This is a genomic window from Kutzneria chonburiensis (assembly GCF_028622115.1).
GTDB lineage: Bacteria > Actinomycetota > Actinomycetes > Mycobacteriales > Pseudonocardiaceae > Kutzneria > Kutzneria chonburiensis.
Genome location: NZ_CP097263.1, coordinates 3,413,568 through 3,430,436, shown reverse-complemented (window position 1 = coordinate 3,430,436; position 16,869 = coordinate 3,413,568). Strand labels below are relative to the sequence as shown.

The following is a 16,869-nucleotide window of genomic DNA, read 5'->3' as shown; positions in this document are numbered from 1 at the left end:
GTTGGCGTCATGACAACGATGCGCGCGGCAGTCTGCACGAAGGCCGGTGGCCCGGAGGTGCTGGAGATCCGCGAGTTGCCGGTGCCGGCCGTGCGGCCGGGCTGGAGCCTGGTGCGGGTGCGGGGTGCGGGCCTGAACCGGTCGGAGCTGCGGACCCGTCAGGGCCATTCGCCCAGCGTGGTGTTTCCCCGGGTGCTGGGCATCGAATGCGTTGGCACGGTGGCGGTTTCGACCTCGCCGACGCTGCCGGATGGCACGACCGTCGCGGCCGTGATGGGGGAGATGGGGCGGGCGTTCGACGGCGGCTACGCCGAGTATGCGTTGCTGCCCAACGAGTTGCTGATGCCGGTCGCCACCACGCTGCCGTGGGAGGTTTTGGCCGCTTTGCCCGAGACGTACCTGACCGCGCAGGGCGCACTGGATGCGTTGGGGGCCACGGCAGGCCGGTTGTTGATCCGTGGCGGGACGTCCTCGGTGGGGCTGGCCGCCGCCACCATCGCCGCCGGCCTTGGCCTCGAAACCGCTGCCACGACCCGTAGTCCGGACAAACTGGACGTCTTGGCGGCGGCCGGTGTCGATCATCCGCTGGTGGACGGATCGTGGGACATCTGGCCCGACGGCCCGGATTTCGTGCTCGATCTCGTCGGCGCGGCCACGGCGCTGGACTCGCTGCGGCTGGTCCGCCGCGGCGGCACCGTGTGCGTGGCCGGCTCGCTCAGCGGGTGGGTGATCCCCGACCTCGAGCCGATCGCCATGATCCCCACCGGCACCAAGCTCACGGCCTTCCACAGCGACACCGTGAAGGGCGATACCGCGATGCTGCAACGGATCGTCGACCAGGTCGAGGCCGGCGCCTACCGGCCAACCGTCGACCGGGTCCTCCGGCTCGACGACATCGCCGCCGCCCACCGGCGCATGGAAGCCGACCAGGCCACCGGAAAGCTGGTCATGCTGCCTTGAACGTGACGTTGTGTGATCACGTGACCCCTGTGACTCCTCGCTCCTGAACGGTCGCATCGTTGCGAATAAAGGCATTCCGGCCCGCGCCGACGAGTAGCTTGCCCCGAGGGGGCACGAGGGGGAGGGCCGGGGATGACAGAGGGGTTCCGGTTCGGCGTGCTGGGGCCGGTGGTGATGTGGCGGGGGACGACCGAGGTCCGGTTCGGCTCGGCCAAGCACCAGCGGCTGCTGGCGGCGCTGCTGCTGCACGTGAACGAACGGGTGGAGCGTCAGAAGATCATCGACACGGTGTGGGAGGGCGAGCCGCCGCGCAGCGCGGTGAACCTGGTGCAGAAGTACGTGGGCGACCTGCGCCGGGCGTTCGGCGCGACCGGCCCGCAGCTGCGGTCGATCGGCACCGGCTACCGCCTGGACCTGCCGCCGCACGACCTGGACAGCGCGGTGTTCGGCGGCCTGATCAACCAGGCCGACGCCGGCCAACAGGCGGAACAGCGGCTGAGGGACGCCCTGGCGCTGTGGCGGGGTCCGGCCTACGACGGGATCGACGCCGAGCCGATCAGGACCGAGCGGGCCCGGCTGACCGAATTGCGCCACACGGCCCGGGAAGACCTGGTCGAGGCGGTGCTGGACCGCGGCGACCACGACACGGCGGCGGCCGAGCTGGCCATGCTCACGTCCGCCGAACCGCTGCGGGAGCGGCTGCGCGAGCTCCAGATGCTGGCCTTGTACCGGCAGGGCCGCCGGGCGGACGCATTGGCGGTGTTCACGTCGATCCGCGCGCAGCTGGCCGACGAGCTGGGCATCGATCCCGGCCCCGGTCTGCGTCGCCGCTACGAGCAGATCCTGCGCGACGACCCGGCCCTGGAGCCCGGCAACGGCGTCAAGCCCGAGCCGGCGCTGCCGGTACGCCAGCTTCCTCTGGACGTGGCCGACTTCGTCGGCCGGGCCGAGCCGTTGGACGAGGTCGGCCGCCTGCTCACCGCGTCATCGGGCAGCGGCCCCAAGGTGGTGGTCGTGGTCGGCGGCCCCGGCGTCGGCAAGTCGAGCCTCGTGCTGCGCGCCGCGCACCACGTCAGCGACGCCTTCCCGGACGGCCAGCTCTACTTCGACCTGGCCGCGACCTCGGAGCGGTCCCAGGAGCCGGCCCAGCTGCTGGCCGAGGCGCTGCGCGCGCTGTCGGTGATCGGCCGCGCCATCCCGGACGGCCTGCCCGAGCGGGCCGCGCTCTACCGCTCGCTGCTGGCCGACCGCCGGATGCTGGTCGTGCTGGACGACGCCGGCCACGCCGACCAGATCCGCCCGCTGCTGCCGGCGGCCGGCGGCTGCGCCGTGCTGGTCACCAGCCGGGCCCGGCACACCCACCTGCCCGGTGCCCGGCACATCGACCTGGATGTGCTCGGCCCGGCGGAGGCGTGGGAGCTGTTCACCGGCATCGTCGGCGCGGACCGGGTGGCCGCCGAGCCGGCCGAGGCGCGGGCGATCCTGGACTGCTGCGGCAACCTGCCGCTGGCCATCCGGATCGCCGGCGCCAAGCTGGCCGGCCGTCCCGGCTGGTCGCTGCGGGTGCTGCGGGAACGGCTGGAGGACGAGTCCCGGCGGCCGGCCGAGCTGCGCATCGGCGACCTGGGCGTCCGGGCCAGCGTCGAGCTGAGCCTGCGGCTGCTGCCGGCCGAAGCCGTACGGGCGTTCGCCCTGCTGGGCCTGCTCGGCGCGCACACGGTGCCGGGCTGGGTGCTGGGCCCGCTGCTGGGCCGGCCGGACGCCGATGACGTGCTCGACACCCTGGTCGACGCCAGCCTGGTCCGGCTGATCAGCACGGACGCCATCGGCCAGCCGCGCTACCGGCTGCACGACCTGATCCGCACCTGCGCGGTCGACGTCGCCGCCCGGATTCCGGTGGCCGAGCAGCGGGAGGCGATCGGCCGGGTGCTGGGGGCGTGGCTCGACCTGGTGGAACGGGCCTCGGACCGGCTGCCGGCCGGCCTGCTGCGGCCCAAGCCGGGGACCGCGCCGCGCTGGCCGCTGCCCGACGACGTCGCGGCCCGGCTGGTCGCCGACGCGTTCGGCTGGTTCGACGCGGAACGGGAGAACCTGGTCGGCGCGATCAGCCTGGCCGCGAACTGGCAGCTGGCCGAGACCGCGTGGGAGCTGGCCGTCGGCGCCGTGACCTACCAGGATCACCGCTGCCTGTATCAGGACTGGCAGCACGGCCATCGGATCGCCCTGGACGCCGTGCGGGCGGCCGGGAACTTCCGTGGCGAGGCGGCGCTGCTGCGCGGGCTGGCCCAGCTGCACATCTACCGGGACGAGTTCGACGAGGCGACCGCGGCCCTCGAGGCGTCGGACGAGCTGTGCGAACGTGTCCAGGACCGGCTGGGGAAGGCGCAGTCGGTGTCCATGCTCGGCACCGTGAACCACATGCTGGGCAACTACGGCGAGGCCGTCACGTACATCGAGCTGGCACTCGCCATTGCGTCGGCCGAGGAGGATCGGCACCTCGAAGCCCAGTTGTGCGGGGCGATGGCCACGATGCGGCTGGCCCAGGGCGACCTGAACCAGGCCGCGGTCTGGTTCGACACCGCGTTGCGGCGGGCCGAGGCGCTCGACGATCCGCACCGGCTCGCCGTCATGCGGCGGCGGGTCAACCGCCTGCACGACCGGCTCGGCAACCCGCGGGCGGCGCTGAAGTCCCTGCGGCAGGCGCTGGACACGTTCGAGGAGCTGGAGGACGAGCGCTGCGCGGCCTACACGCTGATGGAGATCGGCCGGGTGCACGCCGGCCAGCATGAGCAGCAGCCGGCGCGGACGGCGCTGGAACGGGCGGCGGCCGTGTTCCACCGGCACGGCGACCGCCAGGACGAAGCCCAGTGCTGGCAGCTGCTCGGCGACCTCGACGCCGCCGTCGGCACCAGCGACTCCGCCCGGGACTACCTCGCTCGGGCTTTGCGGCTGTGGCGGGCGATCGGCGACGTGCAGGCGACCGGCCGGGTGATCGTCACCCTGCGCCGGCTGACCATCGGCGTGGTGGCGCAGCCGACGTGACCGAGCGCGGGAGGGGCCGCTGGGGGCTGGCCCCTCCCGCTCATCCCCCTGGTCCCAGGACGTGTGCCGGTGGTCGTCCGAGCCGATCCGATGTCCGGTTCGCCTTGAGCATTCTCGGAACCTCCCCGATTCCCTGACCTGATGCCACGCTGCGCCCCGGGGCTGCAAGGACGCTGCAGTTTGACTGCAGCCCCGACGCGCACAGTGACCAAACCAGTCCCGGAACCGGTTCCGGGATCAGTCGTTCGGCCGATGCGCCGGCCGCGGCCGACTCGCGATCATGCTCCCAGTCCGACGGTCTGACCTGGGGAGATCGATGACACAGCTGTTGCGGGCCATCCTGGCGCTGCTCGCCCTGTTACCGGGAATCGTGATCGCGCCGCAGCCGCATCCGTTCACCGTGCTCGCCTTCTACACCGGGCGGCCCGATGCCGCGCACATCGCGTTCGACAACGAGGCGGCGATCTGGTTTCCGCAGGCCGCCAGCCGGTACGGCTTCTCGTACCGGCAGACCAACGACTGGACGCAGCTGGTCGACCTGACCAAGGCGCGCGCCGATGTGGTGATGTTCCTCGACGACATCCCCACCGATCCCGCCCAGCGCGCCGGATTCCAGCACTACGTGGAGCACGGCGGCGCGTACTTCGGCTTCCACTACTCGGGGTACAACGACGAGGACGTCACCTGGCCCTGGTTCAACAACACCTTCATGGGCGCCGGGAAGTACGCCGACAACACCTGGTCGCCGACCACCGCGGTGCTGCACACCGACGCCCGCCATCCGGCCACCCGCCGCCTGCCGACGACGTGGACCGCGGCCGTGAGCGAGTGGTACAGCTGGGAGTTCGACCTGCGCAAGAACCCGGACATCGAGGTGCTGGCCTCGGTCGACGCCTCCAGCTTCCCGGTCGGCACCGACCCGGCACAGTCCTGGTACAGCGGCTACTACCCGATCCTGTGGACGAACAAGCGCTACAAGATGCTGTACGCCAACTTCGGGCACAACGCCATGAACTACTCGGCCAACACGCCGCTGTCGTCGACCTTCGCCGATCCGGTGCAGGACAAGTTCATCATCGACGGCCTGCTCTGGCTCGGCGGCGCCGCGCCGACCAACGCCTCGGCCGACCAGATCGACCCGAACGCCCGGATGCGCGTGACGAACCAGGGCTCGTGCCTGGACGGATCCACCGCCGTCGCTCGGACAGCCACGTGTGAAAGCGCTGCGGCGCAAAGGTTCCGGTTCCGCTGGCTGGACGGCCCCTATCTGCGGATCGACAACGGCGACCGGTCGCTCGGCACGGACGGCGGCCTGGCCCGGTTCACCGGCGCCGACAACCAGAAGTGGCAGGCCGTCTTCGAAGCCGGTGGGGCGTGGCACATCGTGAGCAAGGTCGGGCAGAAGTGCCTGACCGCCGGCGCGGGGCCGCTGACCCTGGCCACCTGCACCGGCGCCGCCACCCAGTCGTTCACCCTCACGCGGACCTGACGTGCAGGCCGAAACCGCTGCGGCCCAAGGGCTCCAGTCCTTCCTTCAGCGCTAGCGACGGGATCTCGTAGTCGCCGAAGTTCTGTCGGCGGAACGGGATCGGCTCGGTCGTCGCCAGGGTGCGGAGCCGCTGCTCCCACGCCTTGGCGACGTCCGGGTAGTCCTCGCGCGGCATCCGGTCGGCGCCGAACACCACGAACGGCGGCAGCACCTCGAGACCGGGGTAGTAGAGGATCCCGTGCTGGATTGGGAAAAGCAGGTCGTCGATCGGGCCGTTGATGCCGCGGGCCGCGTAGTGCGCCTCCGGTCCGCCGGTGGTCACCGACAGCAGCGCCCGGCGCCCGGCCAGCGTGCCCTCGCCGAAACGCTCGCCGTACTGCGTGGCGTTGTGCTCGCCGACGCCGTAGGCGAAGCGGTAGGTGAACACGCGGTCGAACCAGCCCTTGAGGATGGCCGGCATCGCGTACCACCACAACGGGAACTGGAAGATCACGGTGTCGGCCCAAAGCAGTTTTTCCTGCTCTGCCAGCACATCCGCGGTCAGCGTCCCGGCGTCGAAGGCCCGGCCCGAGTCGCGGACGACGTCCAGCGGCGTCGAGGCGTGCGGGCCGTAGTCCTCGGCGCCGACGACCGCTTTCCAGTTCATGGCGTGCAGGTCGCTCACCCGCACCTCATGCCCCGCACCCTCCAAAGTGGACACAGCGAGGCTGGTCAGCGAGCCGTTGAGCGAAGTCGGTTCCGGGTGGGCGTGCACGATCAGTGTCTTCATGCCGTCGATCATGGCCGCGGCGGCGGCCGTCGTTCAGGGACGGGACTTCCTGGTAACGGCAGTACCACCTTCGCGACCGCCGCCGAGGCCATACTGGAGGCATGGATGATCTCGCCAGCTTCCTGCGGACCCGGCGCTCCCGGGTCGACCCGGCCGCCGTCGGCATTTCCGTCGACCGGCGCCGTCGGGTCAAGGGGCTGCGCCGCGAGGAGGTCGCGCACCTGTCCGGGGTCAGCGTCGACTACTACGTGCGGCTGGAGCAGGGCCGGGCGACGCAGCCGTCCGAGCAGGTCCTCGACGCGCTGGCCCGCGTGCTCGGCCTCGACGACACCGAGCGCGACCACCTCTGCCGGCTCGCCCGGCAACGCCAGCGGCGGGCCAAGACGCCGAGCGGGCGGGTCCGTCCCGAGCTGCTCCGCGTGCTCGACCTCGTCGTCGACGCACCGGCGCTGATCATGGACCACCGGCTGGACGTGCTGGCCGGCAACCGCCTGGCCCGGCTGCTCTACGGGCGTCCGCTGCCCGGCCTGAACACCGCCCGGCACCTGTTCCTCGAGGAAGCCGATCGTGGCCTGTATGCCACGTGGGAACACTGCACCCTGGACGCCGTCGGGCATCTGCGCCTGGCCGCCGGCAAGTTCCCCGACGATCCCCGCCTGGCCTCGTTGATCGGCGAACTGGCCATGGGCAGCGAGCGTTTCCGCCGGTTGTGGGCCCGGGCCGAGGTCAGCACCCGGTCCCACGGCCCCAAGATCTACCGGCATCCGCTGGTCGGGCTGTTGGAGCTGCACCAGGAGAACTTCGACCTGCCGGACGCGTCCGGGATGGAGCTGATCATCCAGTCGGCCGTCCCCGGCAGCCCCGCCGAGGACGGCCTGCGCCTGCTGGCCGGCCTCGACGCGGGCACCGGGGACGGGCATCCGGTGGCCGACGCGGTCAGGGGCGCCGGTAGGTGAGGTGGAGCAGGTTCTCACCGACGGTCCGTGCCTCGACCAGGCTGAGCAGCCTCGGGTGCAGCGGTCGGGCGTCGGCCTGGTCGAAGATGCTGTAGCCCGCGCCCATCGCGAGCGGGAAGACGACCAGCCGGATCTCGTCCACGAGATCGTGGGCCAGCAGCAGCGGCACCAGTCGCGAGCTGGCATAGACGCGGAGTTCGCCGTCGACGGTCTCCTTCAGCTTGGTGACGGCCGGCACGATGTCACCGGCCAGCACGGTCGAGTTGTGCCAGGTCGGGTCGGTGAGCGTGGTGGACACGACGTGCTTGGGCAGGCTGTTCATCCGGTCGGCCATCGGGCCGGTCCGGGCCGGGTATCGGCCGGCGAAGTACTCGTAGCTGCGGCGGCCGATGAGGAGCGCGGACGCGCCCAGCACGTCATCCAGCACGAGGCCGGCCCAGACCTCGCGGTCGGCGGGGGAGAGCTGGTCACGCCAGTCGACGGCGGTGAAGCCGTCCTCGCCGGTCGGGTCCTGCGTGACGCCGTCCAGCGAGACGTTCTCGAATACCACGATCGAGCCCATGTCGGTGCTCCTGAAGTCCGTAGGGTTTGGCACCGGGATAGACACCGCGAGAGTGCGGAACTGGGCGCCCACTTCCGGGCGTCGGCGGTGTCCATACGTTCAGGAAAGGTGACGGGCTACTCGAACGAGGTGGGCAATGGCGGCAGATCTGATTGCGCAGGCGCAGGCCGGCGACGCGGAGGCGTTCGCGGCGGTGATCCAGCCGTACCGGGCCGAGCTGCGCGTGCACTGCTACCGGATGCTCGGCTCGCTCCAGGACGCCGAGGACGCCTTGCAGGAGTCGCTGCTGGCCGCGTGGCAGGGGATCGGCGGGTTCGAGGCGCGGGCGTCGATCCGTACCTGGCTGTACCGGATCGCCACCAACCGCTGCCTGAACGCCAGCCGCTCCGTCGCACGGCGCGAGTGGAACATCCCGCACGTCACCGCGCCGGAGCCGTCCCGGCTGGGCGAGATCGTCTGGCTCCAGCCGTATCCGGATGTGCTGCTCGGTCCCGAGGCCAGTTACGAGCAGCGGGAGTCGATCTCGCTGGCCTTCGTCACCGCCTTGCAGACCTTGCCGCCGCGGCAGGTCGCCGTGCTCGTGCTGCGGGACGTGCTCGGGTTCCGCGCCGCTGAGGTGGCCGAGATGCTCGATTCGAGCCTCGACTCCGTCAACAGCGCCCTCAAGCGGGCCCGCGCCGCACTGCACCGCCGTCGGTCCGATCCGTTGCCGACGACCGATTCCGCCGTCGAGAACGCCGTTGTCGCACGATTCGTGCAGGCCTGGGAGTCGCTCGACATCGACGCGTTGGTGGACCTGCTGACCGACGACGTGTTCGTGTCGATGCCGCCCGTGCCGTTCGAATACGAGGGTCGTGACCTCGTCCGTCAGTTCTGCGCGGCCATTTTCCAGGCCGGCCGCCGGTTCGAGCTCGTGGCCACCCGGGCCAACGGCCAGCCCGCGTTCGGGGCGTATCTGCGCGGGCCCAACGGCATCAGCCACGGCACCGGCGTCTATGTCCTCACCCTGGCCGGCGACCGCATCAGCGCCATGAGCCGGTTCGAGAACTCCGTGCTGCCGTGGTTCGGGCTGCCCCGCTCGCTGCCGAGCCGCGGGTAGCCATGCGGCATCGTGCTCAGGCGGGGAGCAGTCCGGCGCGGCGAGCCAGGGCGCGGCCGCGTTCGCCGGCCTCGCGCATGAGGGCGGCGACGTGGAGCTCGGTGGCCCGGGTGAAGTGGCCGTCTTCCAAGAGAAGCTCGCCGTCGACCATGACGTGCCGAGCATCGGTGCCGCGGGCGGCGTGCACGAAAGTCGACAGTGGACGGTGCACGGCAGGTCCACTGTGGAGTGTGGTGAGGTCGAAAACGGCGATGTCGGCGGCCTTGCCGACCTCGATCGTGCCGATGCGGTCGGCCGCCCCGACGGCACGGGCGCCGTCCTCGGTGGCCATGGTGATCAGCTTGTCCAGGTCGATGGACGACGGCGTGTGGTGCAGCTGGTTCTGCAGCAGCCGGGTCCACTTGAGCTGCTCGACCATGTCGTTGGTGAGGTCGACCATCGGCCCGTCGGTGCCGATGCTGACCCGGATCCCGTTGTCCAGCATGCGTTTCACCGGCGTGATGCCGGCGCCGCGGGCGGACTCGGAGCTGGGCGTGTGGGCGACGGTGGCGCCGGCGGCGGCGATGAGGTCGAGGTCGTTGTCCCGGGGATTGATGGTGTGGGCCAGGATCCAGCGGTGGTCGAGGACGCCGAGGCGGTGCAGGAACTGGGGATCGGTCCGGCCGGTCTCCAGCACGAACTTCAGGTAACCGCTCTCCCGCGACATGGTGCCGCCGGCGATGTGCGACGTGACGAACGTGTCCTTCTCCACGGCCAACGCGTGTCCGCCGAGCACCATCTCCTCGGAGCAGGTGCCCATCGCCACCCAGTGCGCGGTGGCCTCCAGCACGAAGCCGACCCGAATCCGGCCGCCGGCCGCCCCGTCCCACGTCTCGAAGGCCTCGCGCGCGCCTTCGTAGCGGCGGGCGTGGTCGGCGGGGCGGATGACCTTGGCGAAGAACTGCCGCACGCCGACGTCGGCGACCGGCCCGAGAATGGCCTTGTCCTGCTCGGGCGTGGTCTCGGTGACCAGGTGGTTGACCGAGCTGGTGGTGCCGCCGCGCAGCATGTCCAGCGCGGCCAGTTCGCTGGCCACCCGCAGGTCGTCGGTGTCGAGCCGGGCCTTGAGCGGGAACAGGCAGTCGGTGATCCACCGCTCCAGCAGCATGTCGCCGCCGAGGCCCTTGCCGTACAGGTACCAGTCGTGCTGGTGGGTGTTGACCAGCCCGGGCACGACGATGCCGCCGGCGGTGTCGACGACCCGGTCGACCAGCTCGGTGGCGAGCGAGCCGGCCGGGCCGAGCGCCGCGATGTCGGTGCCGTCGACCAGGACGTCACCGCCGTCACGCAGCTCGGGACGCCCCTTGGCGACGACGCTTCCGCCGGTGAGCAACGTCCTCATGCCATTTCCTTCCGATTGCGCGGTGCGCCGAGTATCCGGCGCGAATCCAGGAACCACAGCGGCACCAGCATCACCGCCGGCAGCACGGTGAGCTGCCACAACGCGGCGCCGTGCCAGCTGACCCGGGCGACCAGCTGCGCGAAGACGAAGCCGGAGACTGCGGCGGCGGCGTAGTAGGTCGCGACGAACAGGCCGGCGGCCCGGCCGGACTGGGCCGGGCGGACCGATCGGTTCATGGTGCTGTTGACGTTGGTGAACATCGAGCCGGCCAGGAAACCGGCCAGCACGAAGGCGAAGACGTAGTGCCATGCCGCCGTGTCCGGACCGTTGAACAGCAGGTACGCCGACACCGCCACGCCCGCGTAGGTCACGAGCAGCAGCTTGCGGGGATCGATCCGGTCGCCCAGCCAGCCCGTGGGCAGCGACATGGCCGCGCCGGCCCCGATCAGGCTGGTGGCAATGGCCGTCTGCCCGGGGCTGAAGTGCAGCACCGTGCGCAGGTAGGTCGGGTAGAGGCCGATGAAGCCGTAGAAGGCCAGGCCGCCGCCGACCGCTGCCAGCGCCAGCAGCATCGTGTTCCGGTTGTACGGACCGGTTGGCAGCTCGGAGAGATCCGCCGACGTGGCATGCTCGGCCGCCGCCGAGGACTCCGTCAGTCCCTTGTGGACAGTAGCGAGGATGAGCAGCGCCACCAGCACACCGAGCGCGCCGAACAGGTAGAACGGCGCTCGCCAGGTGGACAGGCCTTGATCGAGGCCCGTGCCGATGATCGGTCCGATCAGCACGCCGACGCCGAACGCCACGCCCAGCACGCCGAAGGCCAGCGACCGGCGTTGGTGGAAGTACGCGCCGAACGCCGCGTACAGGGCCGCCGCCTGCATGCCTTCGCCGAGGCCCGACAGCAGCCGATACAGCGCCAGGTCGGCGAATCCGGCGGCCAGTGGCGTGAGAACCGTGCCCAGCGAGTAGATCAGGATGCTGACCACCAGGATGGTCTTGCGGGGCACCCGATCCACCAGGTGTCCGGCCGGCAGCCCGCCCACCGCCACCCCCAGTGTGAAGCCCGTGGCCAGCAGACCTCCTTGGGACAGCGAGAAATGGTAGGTGCCGCTGATCTCCGGCAGCAGCGGATAGAACACCTGCCGGTCCATCGCGTTGATCAGGAACGACACCGCCATCAGCACCAGGCCCCAGGTGGCGACCGGCCGGGAAAGTGGCCTGCGTAAGGCCGCCGTGTCGGGAGTGCTGCTCATGAGGGCCTCCTCCGGGCGACGTCCGAATGCGGACGATTGCAGAGGCTAAGCCGCAGGTAGACAGCAGGTCAACGAATACTTTAGGCGGTCGCGGCGGTCGCTCTCCGCAATCGATTGCAGATGGGAGACGCCGTTGTCGCCGTCGTCGGGCAGACTGCGGGGCGTGCCGAACCTCGAACACGACACCCGTCGGCGGCTGCTGCGCCGCGGGTTTGCGCTGGAGTACGCGACCCTGGCCTGGAACGTGGTCGGGATCGTGGTGCTGGCCATTGCGGCGATCGGTGCGAGGTCGGTGGCGCTGGCGGGGTTCGGGCTGGACTCGCTGATCGAGATCGGGGCCTCGACGGTGGTGATCTGGGAGCTGTCGGGCACGGGCGAAGCCCGGCAGAGGCGGGCGCTGCGGCTCATCGGGGGCGCGTTTGCGCTGCTGGCCGGCTATCTGGCGGTGCAGTCGACGGTGGTGCTGGTCGGCGGCTATCGCCCGGAGCCGAGCACCGGCGGGATCATCTGGACGGCGGTCACGGCGGTGGTGATGTTCGGGCTGGCGGCGGGCAAAGCCCGTACCGGTGCGGCGCTGGGGAACCCGGTGCTGCGCACGGAAGGCCGGGTGACGCTGGTCGACGGGCTGCTGGCGGTGGCGGTGCTGGCCGGACTGGTCCTCAACGCGGCGGCCGGGCTGTGGTGGGCCGACCCGGTCGCGGGGTACGTGCTGCTGGCCTACGCGGCCCGCGAGGTGTACGTGATCTTCATCGGCGACCACGGAGTCAACCCGGATTGAGCAGGCCGCTGGCGAGGGTGTCGGCAACGGTGAGGGTAGTGGTGCTGCGGGCGTGGCGGTTGCGCAGGGAGACGATGGTGCGCAGGTCGTCCTGGTCGAGGGTGCCGCCGGAAATGAGGCCCTGCAACGGATCGGTGAGGACGGCGAGGTGGCGGGCGGCGGTAGGGCCGGTGAGGCCGAGGCGCTGGGTGATGGCGGCGGTGGCGACGGCGGGGTGTGAGCGGATCGTCTCGACCGTGGCGGCGATGACGTCGAGCAAGGTGGACAACGCGTCGCCGTTGCGGGCCAAGGAGTCGGCGGTGGCGGCGAGCACGGTGCCGACGTAAGGACCGATCTCGGTGACGGAAGCGACCCGCACGGCGCCCTGCTCCTCGGCGACGAGGTCGTTGCCGGCGTTGAGCACGGTGCAGTCGATCTCGCCGGCAATGAGCGCCCGGGCCCGGCGCGGGGTGGAGCCCAACGGGGAGACCTGGTAGTCGACGTCGCGGAGCAGGCCGGTCCGGGCGAGCAGCTCGTAGCCGATGAAAGCGAAGCCGGAGCCGGCGACATCGACGCCGAGGGAGCGGCGGAGGCCGGCGGGGCCGGTGAACAACCCCAATCCGAGACCACGGTCGATCGCGCCGAGGATGCGGACGTCGCCGGTGCGGCCGAGTGGATTGTCCGGCACGAGGCGGTAGGCCAGCACGTTGTCGGGATTGGTGAACGCGGCGTCGAGCCGGCCGGTGAACAGGTCGGTGAACTGCTGCGCCGACGAGGTGGCCGGGGATTCGACGACGGTGAGCCCGGCGGCCGCCAGCGCCTCGGCGGCGACATCGAGCAGGACGGACGGGCTGAACGTGCCGAGCCGGATGGTACGCACCTGGCCTCCATGGGCTGCGCATCGTTCGCAGCAGCTTCTCCGCTGATGAGCCTTGACGTGACCCTACTGCGCGAGGCAAGGTGGATGCAATCGATTGCATCCGGAGGTGCGCACGATGGGCAGCAACAGGATCGGCTGGATCGGCGCCGGTCGAATGGGCGCCGAACTGGTCCGGCGACTGTGCGCGGCCGGCTACGACGTCGCGGTGTACAACCGGACCCGGGCCAAGGCGGAGGCGCTGACCCCGCACGGCGCGACCGTCGTCGATCGGCCGGTGGACCTGGCCGACCGGGACATCGTGTTCACCATGGTCGCCGCCTCGGCCGACCTGGAGGACGTGACCACCGGCCCGGGCGGCCTGCTCACCGACACCGATACCGTGCCCCGGATCCTGATCGACTCGTCCACGGTGTCGCAGGAGGCGTCGGCGGCGGTCCGGGTGGCGGCCCGAAAACGCGGCGCGGAGCTGCTGGCCGCGCCGGTCAGCGGCAACCCGAAGGTGGTCGCGGCCGGCAGGCTGACGCTGGCCGTTTCCGGCCCACGGCCGGTGTTCGACGAGGTCGAGCCGGTGCTGCGGGCGCTGGGCCGGGGCGTCACCTACGTCGGCGAGGACGAGGTCGCGCGCCTGGTGAAGATCGCCCACAACGTCTTCCTCGGCGTGGTCATGCAGTCCCTGGCCGAGATCACCGTGCTGGCCGAGAAGGGCGGCGTCAGCCGCGCCGCCTTCCTGGAGTTCATCAACGACTCGGTGATGGGCTCCACCTTCAGCCGCTACAAGTCGCCGGCGCTGGTCAACCTGGACTTCACGCCAACGTTCACGATGCCGTTGCTGCGCAAGGACTTCGACCTCGGCCTGGCCGCCGCCCGCAGTCTGGAGGCGCCGATGCCGCTGGCCTCGGCCACCGCCCAGCTGGTCGCGTCGGCCATCGGGGCCGGCCACACCGACGAGGATTTCGCGACGCTGCTGCTGGAGCAGGCCCGCCGCGCCGGGATCATGCTGGAGCCCGAGCACGCGGCCGTGGACGACGGGCTGGCCGCCGATGAGTGAGCGGCCGATTCCCGCGCCCGGACACGGTGCCGTCGACTTCGAGCAACGTGTGGATTTCGACCGGCTGCGCAAGCACCGCCTGGCCCGCGCCAAGGAGTCCTTACGGGGCAGCGAATGCGGCGCGTTCCTGCTGTTCGACTTCTACAACATCCGCTACACCACGCAGACCTGGATCGGCGGCGCGCTGGGTGACAAGATGACCCGGTACGCCCTGCTCACGCGCGACGGCGAGCCGATGCTGTGGGACTTCGGCTCCGCCGCGAAGCACCACCAGCTCTATTCTCCCTGGCTGGCCAAGGAAAACTGCCGCGCCGGCATGCTCGGGTTGCGCGGCGCGATCGCCCCCGACGCCGGCCTGATGCGCGACGCCGTCACGCAGATCAAGGACCTGCTCACCCAGGCCGGCGTGGCCGACGCGCCGATAGGCGTGGACATCGTGGAGCCGCCGTTCCTGTTCGAGATGCAGCGCCAGGGCCTGAAAGTCGTTGACGCCCAACAGCTCATGCTGGATGCCCGTGAGATCAAGTCGGTGGACGAGATCACCCTGCTGTCCCAGGCCGCGGCCATGGTCGACGGCGTCTACCAGGACATCGTCGAGGCGCTCAAGCCCGGCATCCGGGAGAACGAGATCGTCGCGCTGGCCAACAAACGCCTCTACGAGATGGGCTCCGACCAGGTCGAGGCGATCAACGCGGTGTCGGGGGAGCGCTGCAACCCGCACCCGCACAACTTCTCCGACCGCATCATCCGGCCGGGCGACCAGGCCTTCTTCGACATCATCCAGTCCTACAACGGATATCGCACGTGCTACTACCGGACGTTCGGCGTCGGCAGCGCCACCGCCTCGCAGCGGGACGCCTACACCCGGGCCCGGCAGTGGATGGATGGCGCGATCGAGGCCGTATGCCCCGGCGTCGGCACCGACGACATCGCCCGGGTCTGGCCGGCGGCAACGGAATTCGGCTTCGCCGACGAGATGGCCGCCTTCGGGCTCCAGTTCGGCCACGGCCTCGGGCTCGGCCTGCACGAGCGGCCGATCATCTCCCGGCTCAACAGCATCGCGCACCCGGTGGAGATCCGGCCCGGCATGGTCTTCGCGCTGGAGACGTACTGCCCGGCCAGCGACGGCTTCTCGGCCGCGCGCATCGAGGAGGAGGTCGTGGTGACCGAAGCCGGCGCTCAGGTGCTGACCCGGTTCCCGGCGCAGGAACTCTTTGTTGCCAATCCTTACTGAGGAGACAGGCGTGCAGGAAGAACTGTTCATCGGCGGGCGGTGGCGGCCGGCGTCGGACGGCGCGCGGATCACCGTGCTCGACCCGGCCACCGCCGAAACCCTGACCACCGTGGCCAACGGGACGGTCGAGGACGGTCTGGCCGCCGTCGACGCGGCCGCCGCCGCACTGCCCGGCTGGGCGGCCACCGCGCCCGCGCGCGAGCCGACATTCTGTTGCGGGCCTTCACTCTCATGCACGAACGAGCCGACGAGCTGGCCACGCTGATCGTCCGTGAGAACGGCAAGGCGCTGCCCGACGCCCGTGCCGAACTCAACTACGCGGCCGAGTTCTTCCGTTGGTACGCCGAGGAAGCCGTGCGCGTCGCCGGCACCGTGCAGACCGCGCCCGGCGGCGCCAACCGGATTCTCGTGCTACGGCAACCGATCGGCGTCAGCGTGCTGGTGACGCCGTGGAACTTCCCAGCGGCCATGGCCACCCGCAAGATCGGTCCGGCGCTGGCCGCCGGCTGCACGGTCGTGCTCAAACCGGCCTCGGAGACGCCGCTGACGGCGCTGGCCATCGCCGAGATCCTGGCCGAGGCCGGCGCGCCCGCCGGCACGGTGAACGTGGTGCCCTCCACCAGGTCCGGCCCCATGGTATCGGCCATGCTCAACGACCCCCGGGTGCGCAAGCTGTCCTTCACCGGCTCCACCGAGGTCGGGCGCACGTTGCTCGCCACCGCCGCCGAAAGCGTTGTCAGCACGTCGATGGAGCTGGGCGGCAACGCCCCGTTCCTGGTGTTCGACGACGCCGACCTGGACGCGGCGCTGGACGGTGCGATGATCGCCAAGATGCGCAACGGCGGCCAGGCCTGCACGGCGGCCAACCGGTTCTTCGTGCAGCGCGGCGTGGCCGAGGAGTTCGGCCGGCGGCTGGCCGAGCGCATGAGCGCGCTGCGCACCGGCCCCGGCATCGACCCGACCGTGGAGCTGGGCCCGTTGGTGAACGCCGCTGCCGTGGCCAAAGTCAGCGAGCTGGTCGACGAGACGGTGGCGGCCGGCGCTCGCGTGCTGACCGGCGGCAAACGTCCCGACGGCCCGGGTTTTCATTACCCGGCAACGGTTCTCGCCGACGTTCCGGCCGATGCGGACATCCTCGGCGAGGAGATCTTCGGCCCGGTCGCGCCGATCGTGATCTTCGACGGCGAGGCCGATGCCGTGCGCCATGCCAACAACAGCGAGCACGGGCTGGTGTCCTATGTGTACACCGGCGACCTGGCTCGCGGCCTGCGGCTGGCCGAGGCGCTGGAATCGGGCATGGTCGGGCTCAACCGCGGCCTGGTGTCCGAGCCGGCGGCCCCGTTCGGCGGGGTCAAGCAGAGCGGCCTCGGCCGGGAAGGCGGGCACGAGGGGCTGCTGGAGTACACGGAATCCAAGTACGTCGCGGTCACGTGGTGATC

Annotated in this window: 13 protein-coding genes and 1 pseudogene; 9 read left to right on the top strand and 5 right to left on the bottom strand. The window is 70.8% G+C overall.

What is annotated here, in order from left to right:
• The first annotated feature begins 9 nt into the window (after positions 1-9).
• From M3Q35_RS15335 to M3Q35_RS15325, 3 genes are all read left to right on the top strand, one after another.
• Positions 10-960 carry a zinc-binding dehydrogenase gene (locus M3Q35_RS15335; protein WP_273942439.1) on the top strand — a complete coding sequence of 317 codons (951 nt, stop codon included), beginning with the start codon at positions 10-12 and terminating at the stop codon, positions 958-960.
• A 132-nt stretch (positions 961-1,092) separates the two neighbouring features.
• Positions 1,093-4,002 (top strand): AfsR/SARP family transcriptional regulator, encoded by a 2,910-nt coding sequence (locus M3Q35_RS15330; protein WP_273942437.1) that lies wholly within the window; start codon positions 1,093-1,095, stop codon positions 4,000-4,002.
• Between the two features lie 316 nt (positions 4,003-4,318).
• The gene (locus tag M3Q35_RS15325) at positions 4,319-5,491 is read left to right on the top strand and encodes a ThuA domain-containing protein (protein ID WP_273942436.1); all 1,173 of its coding nucleotides are present in this window, start codon (positions 4,319-4,321) and stop codon (positions 5,489-5,491) included.
• Here the strand turns inward: M3Q35_RS15325 and M3Q35_RS15320 are convergent.
• Complete coding sequence (locus tag M3Q35_RS15320; RefSeq protein ID WP_273942435.1) at positions 5,478-6,260, bottom strand: NAD(P)H-dependent oxidoreductase; 783 nt, start codon at positions 6,258-6,260, stop codon at positions 5,478-5,480. The two genes, M3Q35_RS15325 and M3Q35_RS15320, sit on opposite strands and share 14 nt — an antisense overlap.
• A gap of 101 nt (positions 6,261-6,361) precedes the next feature.
• Between M3Q35_RS15320 and M3Q35_RS15315 the strand changes: the two genes are divergently transcribed.
• Positions 6,362-7,216, top strand: a complete 855-nt coding sequence (locus tag M3Q35_RS15315; RefSeq protein WP_273942434.1) for a helix-turn-helix transcriptional regulator — start codon at positions 6,362-6,364, stop codon at positions 7,214-7,216.
• Here M3Q35_RS15315 and M3Q35_RS15310 read toward each other — a convergent pair.
• On the bottom strand, positions 7,197-7,778 hold the full coding sequence (locus M3Q35_RS15310; protein WP_273942433.1) for a dihydrofolate reductase family protein: 582 nt from the start codon (positions 7,776-7,778) through the stop codon (positions 7,197-7,199). The genes M3Q35_RS15315 and M3Q35_RS15310 overlap by 20 nt on opposite strands.
• Before the next feature lie 136 nt (positions 7,779-7,914).
• On the opposite strand from M3Q35_RS15310, the gene M3Q35_RS15305 reads away from it, so the two are divergent.
• A complete protein-coding gene (locus M3Q35_RS15305) occupies positions 7,915-8,877 on the top strand; it encodes an RNA polymerase subunit sigma-70 (RefSeq protein WP_273942431.1) in 963 nt (320 codons plus the stop codon).
• A 16-nt stretch (positions 8,878-8,893) separates the two neighbouring features.
• Here the strand turns inward: M3Q35_RS15305 and M3Q35_RS15300 are convergent, their stop codons facing one another.
• A complete protein-coding gene (locus M3Q35_RS15300; RefSeq protein WP_273942430.1) occupies positions 8,894-10,258 on the bottom strand; it encodes an amidohydrolase family protein in 1,365 nt (454 codons plus the stop codon).
• Entirely contained in the window at positions 10,255-11,511 is a 1,257-nt protein-coding gene (locus M3Q35_RS15295) for an MFS transporter (RefSeq protein ID WP_273942429.1), read from the bottom strand. The genes M3Q35_RS15300 and M3Q35_RS15295 overlap by 4 nt, the downstream gene beginning before the upstream one ends.
• Before the next feature lie 163 nt (positions 11,512-11,674).
• Here M3Q35_RS15295 and M3Q35_RS15290 point away from each other — a divergent pair, with 163 nt between their 5' ends.
• Entirely contained in the window at positions 11,675-12,289 is a 615-nt protein-coding gene (locus tag M3Q35_RS15290; protein WP_273942428.1) for a cation diffusion facilitator family transporter, read from the top strand.
• On the opposite strand, the gene M3Q35_RS15285 is transcribed toward M3Q35_RS15290, so the two are convergent.
• Positions 12,276-13,148, bottom strand: a complete 873-nt coding sequence (locus M3Q35_RS15285; RefSeq protein ID WP_273942426.1) for an ABC transporter substrate-binding protein — start codon at positions 13,146-13,148, stop codon at positions 12,276-12,278. The two genes, M3Q35_RS15290 and M3Q35_RS15285, sit on opposite strands and share 14 nt — an antisense overlap.
• 94 nt (positions 13,149-13,242) lie before the next feature.
• Here M3Q35_RS15285 and M3Q35_RS15280 point away from each other — a divergent pair, with 94 nt between their 5' ends.
• The 3 genes and pseudogenes from M3Q35_RS15280 to M3Q35_RS15270 all read left to right on the top strand — a co-directional run bounded on the left by M3Q35_RS15280 (position 13,243) and on the right by M3Q35_RS15270 (position 16,867).
• Positions 13,243-14,196: an NAD(P)-dependent oxidoreductase gene (locus M3Q35_RS15280; protein WP_337960586.1), complete on the top strand. Its 954-nt coding sequence runs from the start codon at positions 13,243-13,245 to the stop codon at positions 14,194-14,196.
• Positions 14,189-15,430, top strand: coding sequence for a M24 family metallopeptidase (locus M3Q35_RS15275; RefSeq protein ID WP_273942424.1), 1,242 nt, complete (start codon positions 14,189-14,191; stop codon positions 15,428-15,430). The genes M3Q35_RS15280 and M3Q35_RS15275 overlap by 8 nt, the downstream gene beginning before the upstream one ends.
• Positions 15,411-16,867 (top strand): annotated as a pseudogene (locus M3Q35_RS15270) (NAD-dependent succinate-semialdehyde dehydrogenase). The gene M3Q35_RS15275 and the pseudogene M3Q35_RS15270 overlap by 20 nt, the downstream one beginning before the upstream one ends.
• The last annotated feature ends 2 nt before the right edge of the window (positions 16,868-16,869 follow it).

Bases quoted from the DNA above. Each gene is read 5' to 3' on its own strand.
- M3Q35_RS15335 (WP_273942439.1), top strand. From the start codon at position 10: ATGACAACGATGCGCGCGGCAGTCTGCACGAAGGCCGGTGGCCCGGAG.
- M3Q35_RS15330 (WP_273942437.1), top strand. From the start codon at position 1,093: ATGACAGAGGGGTTCCGGTTCGGCGTGCTGGGGCCGGTGGTGATGTGG.
- M3Q35_RS15325 (WP_273942436.1), top strand. From the start codon at position 4,319: ATGACACAGCTGTTGCGGGCCATCCTGGCGCTGCTCGCCCTGTTACCG.
- M3Q35_RS15320 (WP_273942435.1), bottom strand. From the start codon at position 6,260: ATGAAGACACTGATCGTGCACGCCCACCCGGAACCGACTTCGCTCAAC.
- M3Q35_RS15315 (WP_273942434.1), top strand. From the start codon at position 6,362: ATGGATGATCTCGCCAGCTTCCTGCGGACCCGGCGCTCCCGGGTCGAC.
- M3Q35_RS15310 (WP_273942433.1), bottom strand. From the start codon at position 7,778: ATGGGCTCGATCGTGGTATTCGAGAACGTCTCGCTGGACGGCGTCACG.
- M3Q35_RS15305 (WP_273942431.1), top strand. From the start codon at position 7,915: ATGGCGGCAGATCTGATTGCGCAGGCGCAGGCCGGCGACGCGGAGGCG.
- M3Q35_RS15300 (WP_273942430.1), bottom strand. From the start codon at position 10,258: ATGAGGACGTTGCTCACCGGCGGAAGCGTCGTCGCCAAGGGGCGTCCC.
- M3Q35_RS15295 (WP_273942429.1), bottom strand. From the start codon at position 11,511: ATGAGCAGCACTCCCGACACGGCGGCCTTACGCAGGCCACTTTCCCGG.
- M3Q35_RS15275 (WP_273942424.1), top strand. From the start codon at position 14,189: ATGAGTGAGCGGCCGATTCCCGCGCCCGGACACGGTGCCGTCGACTTC.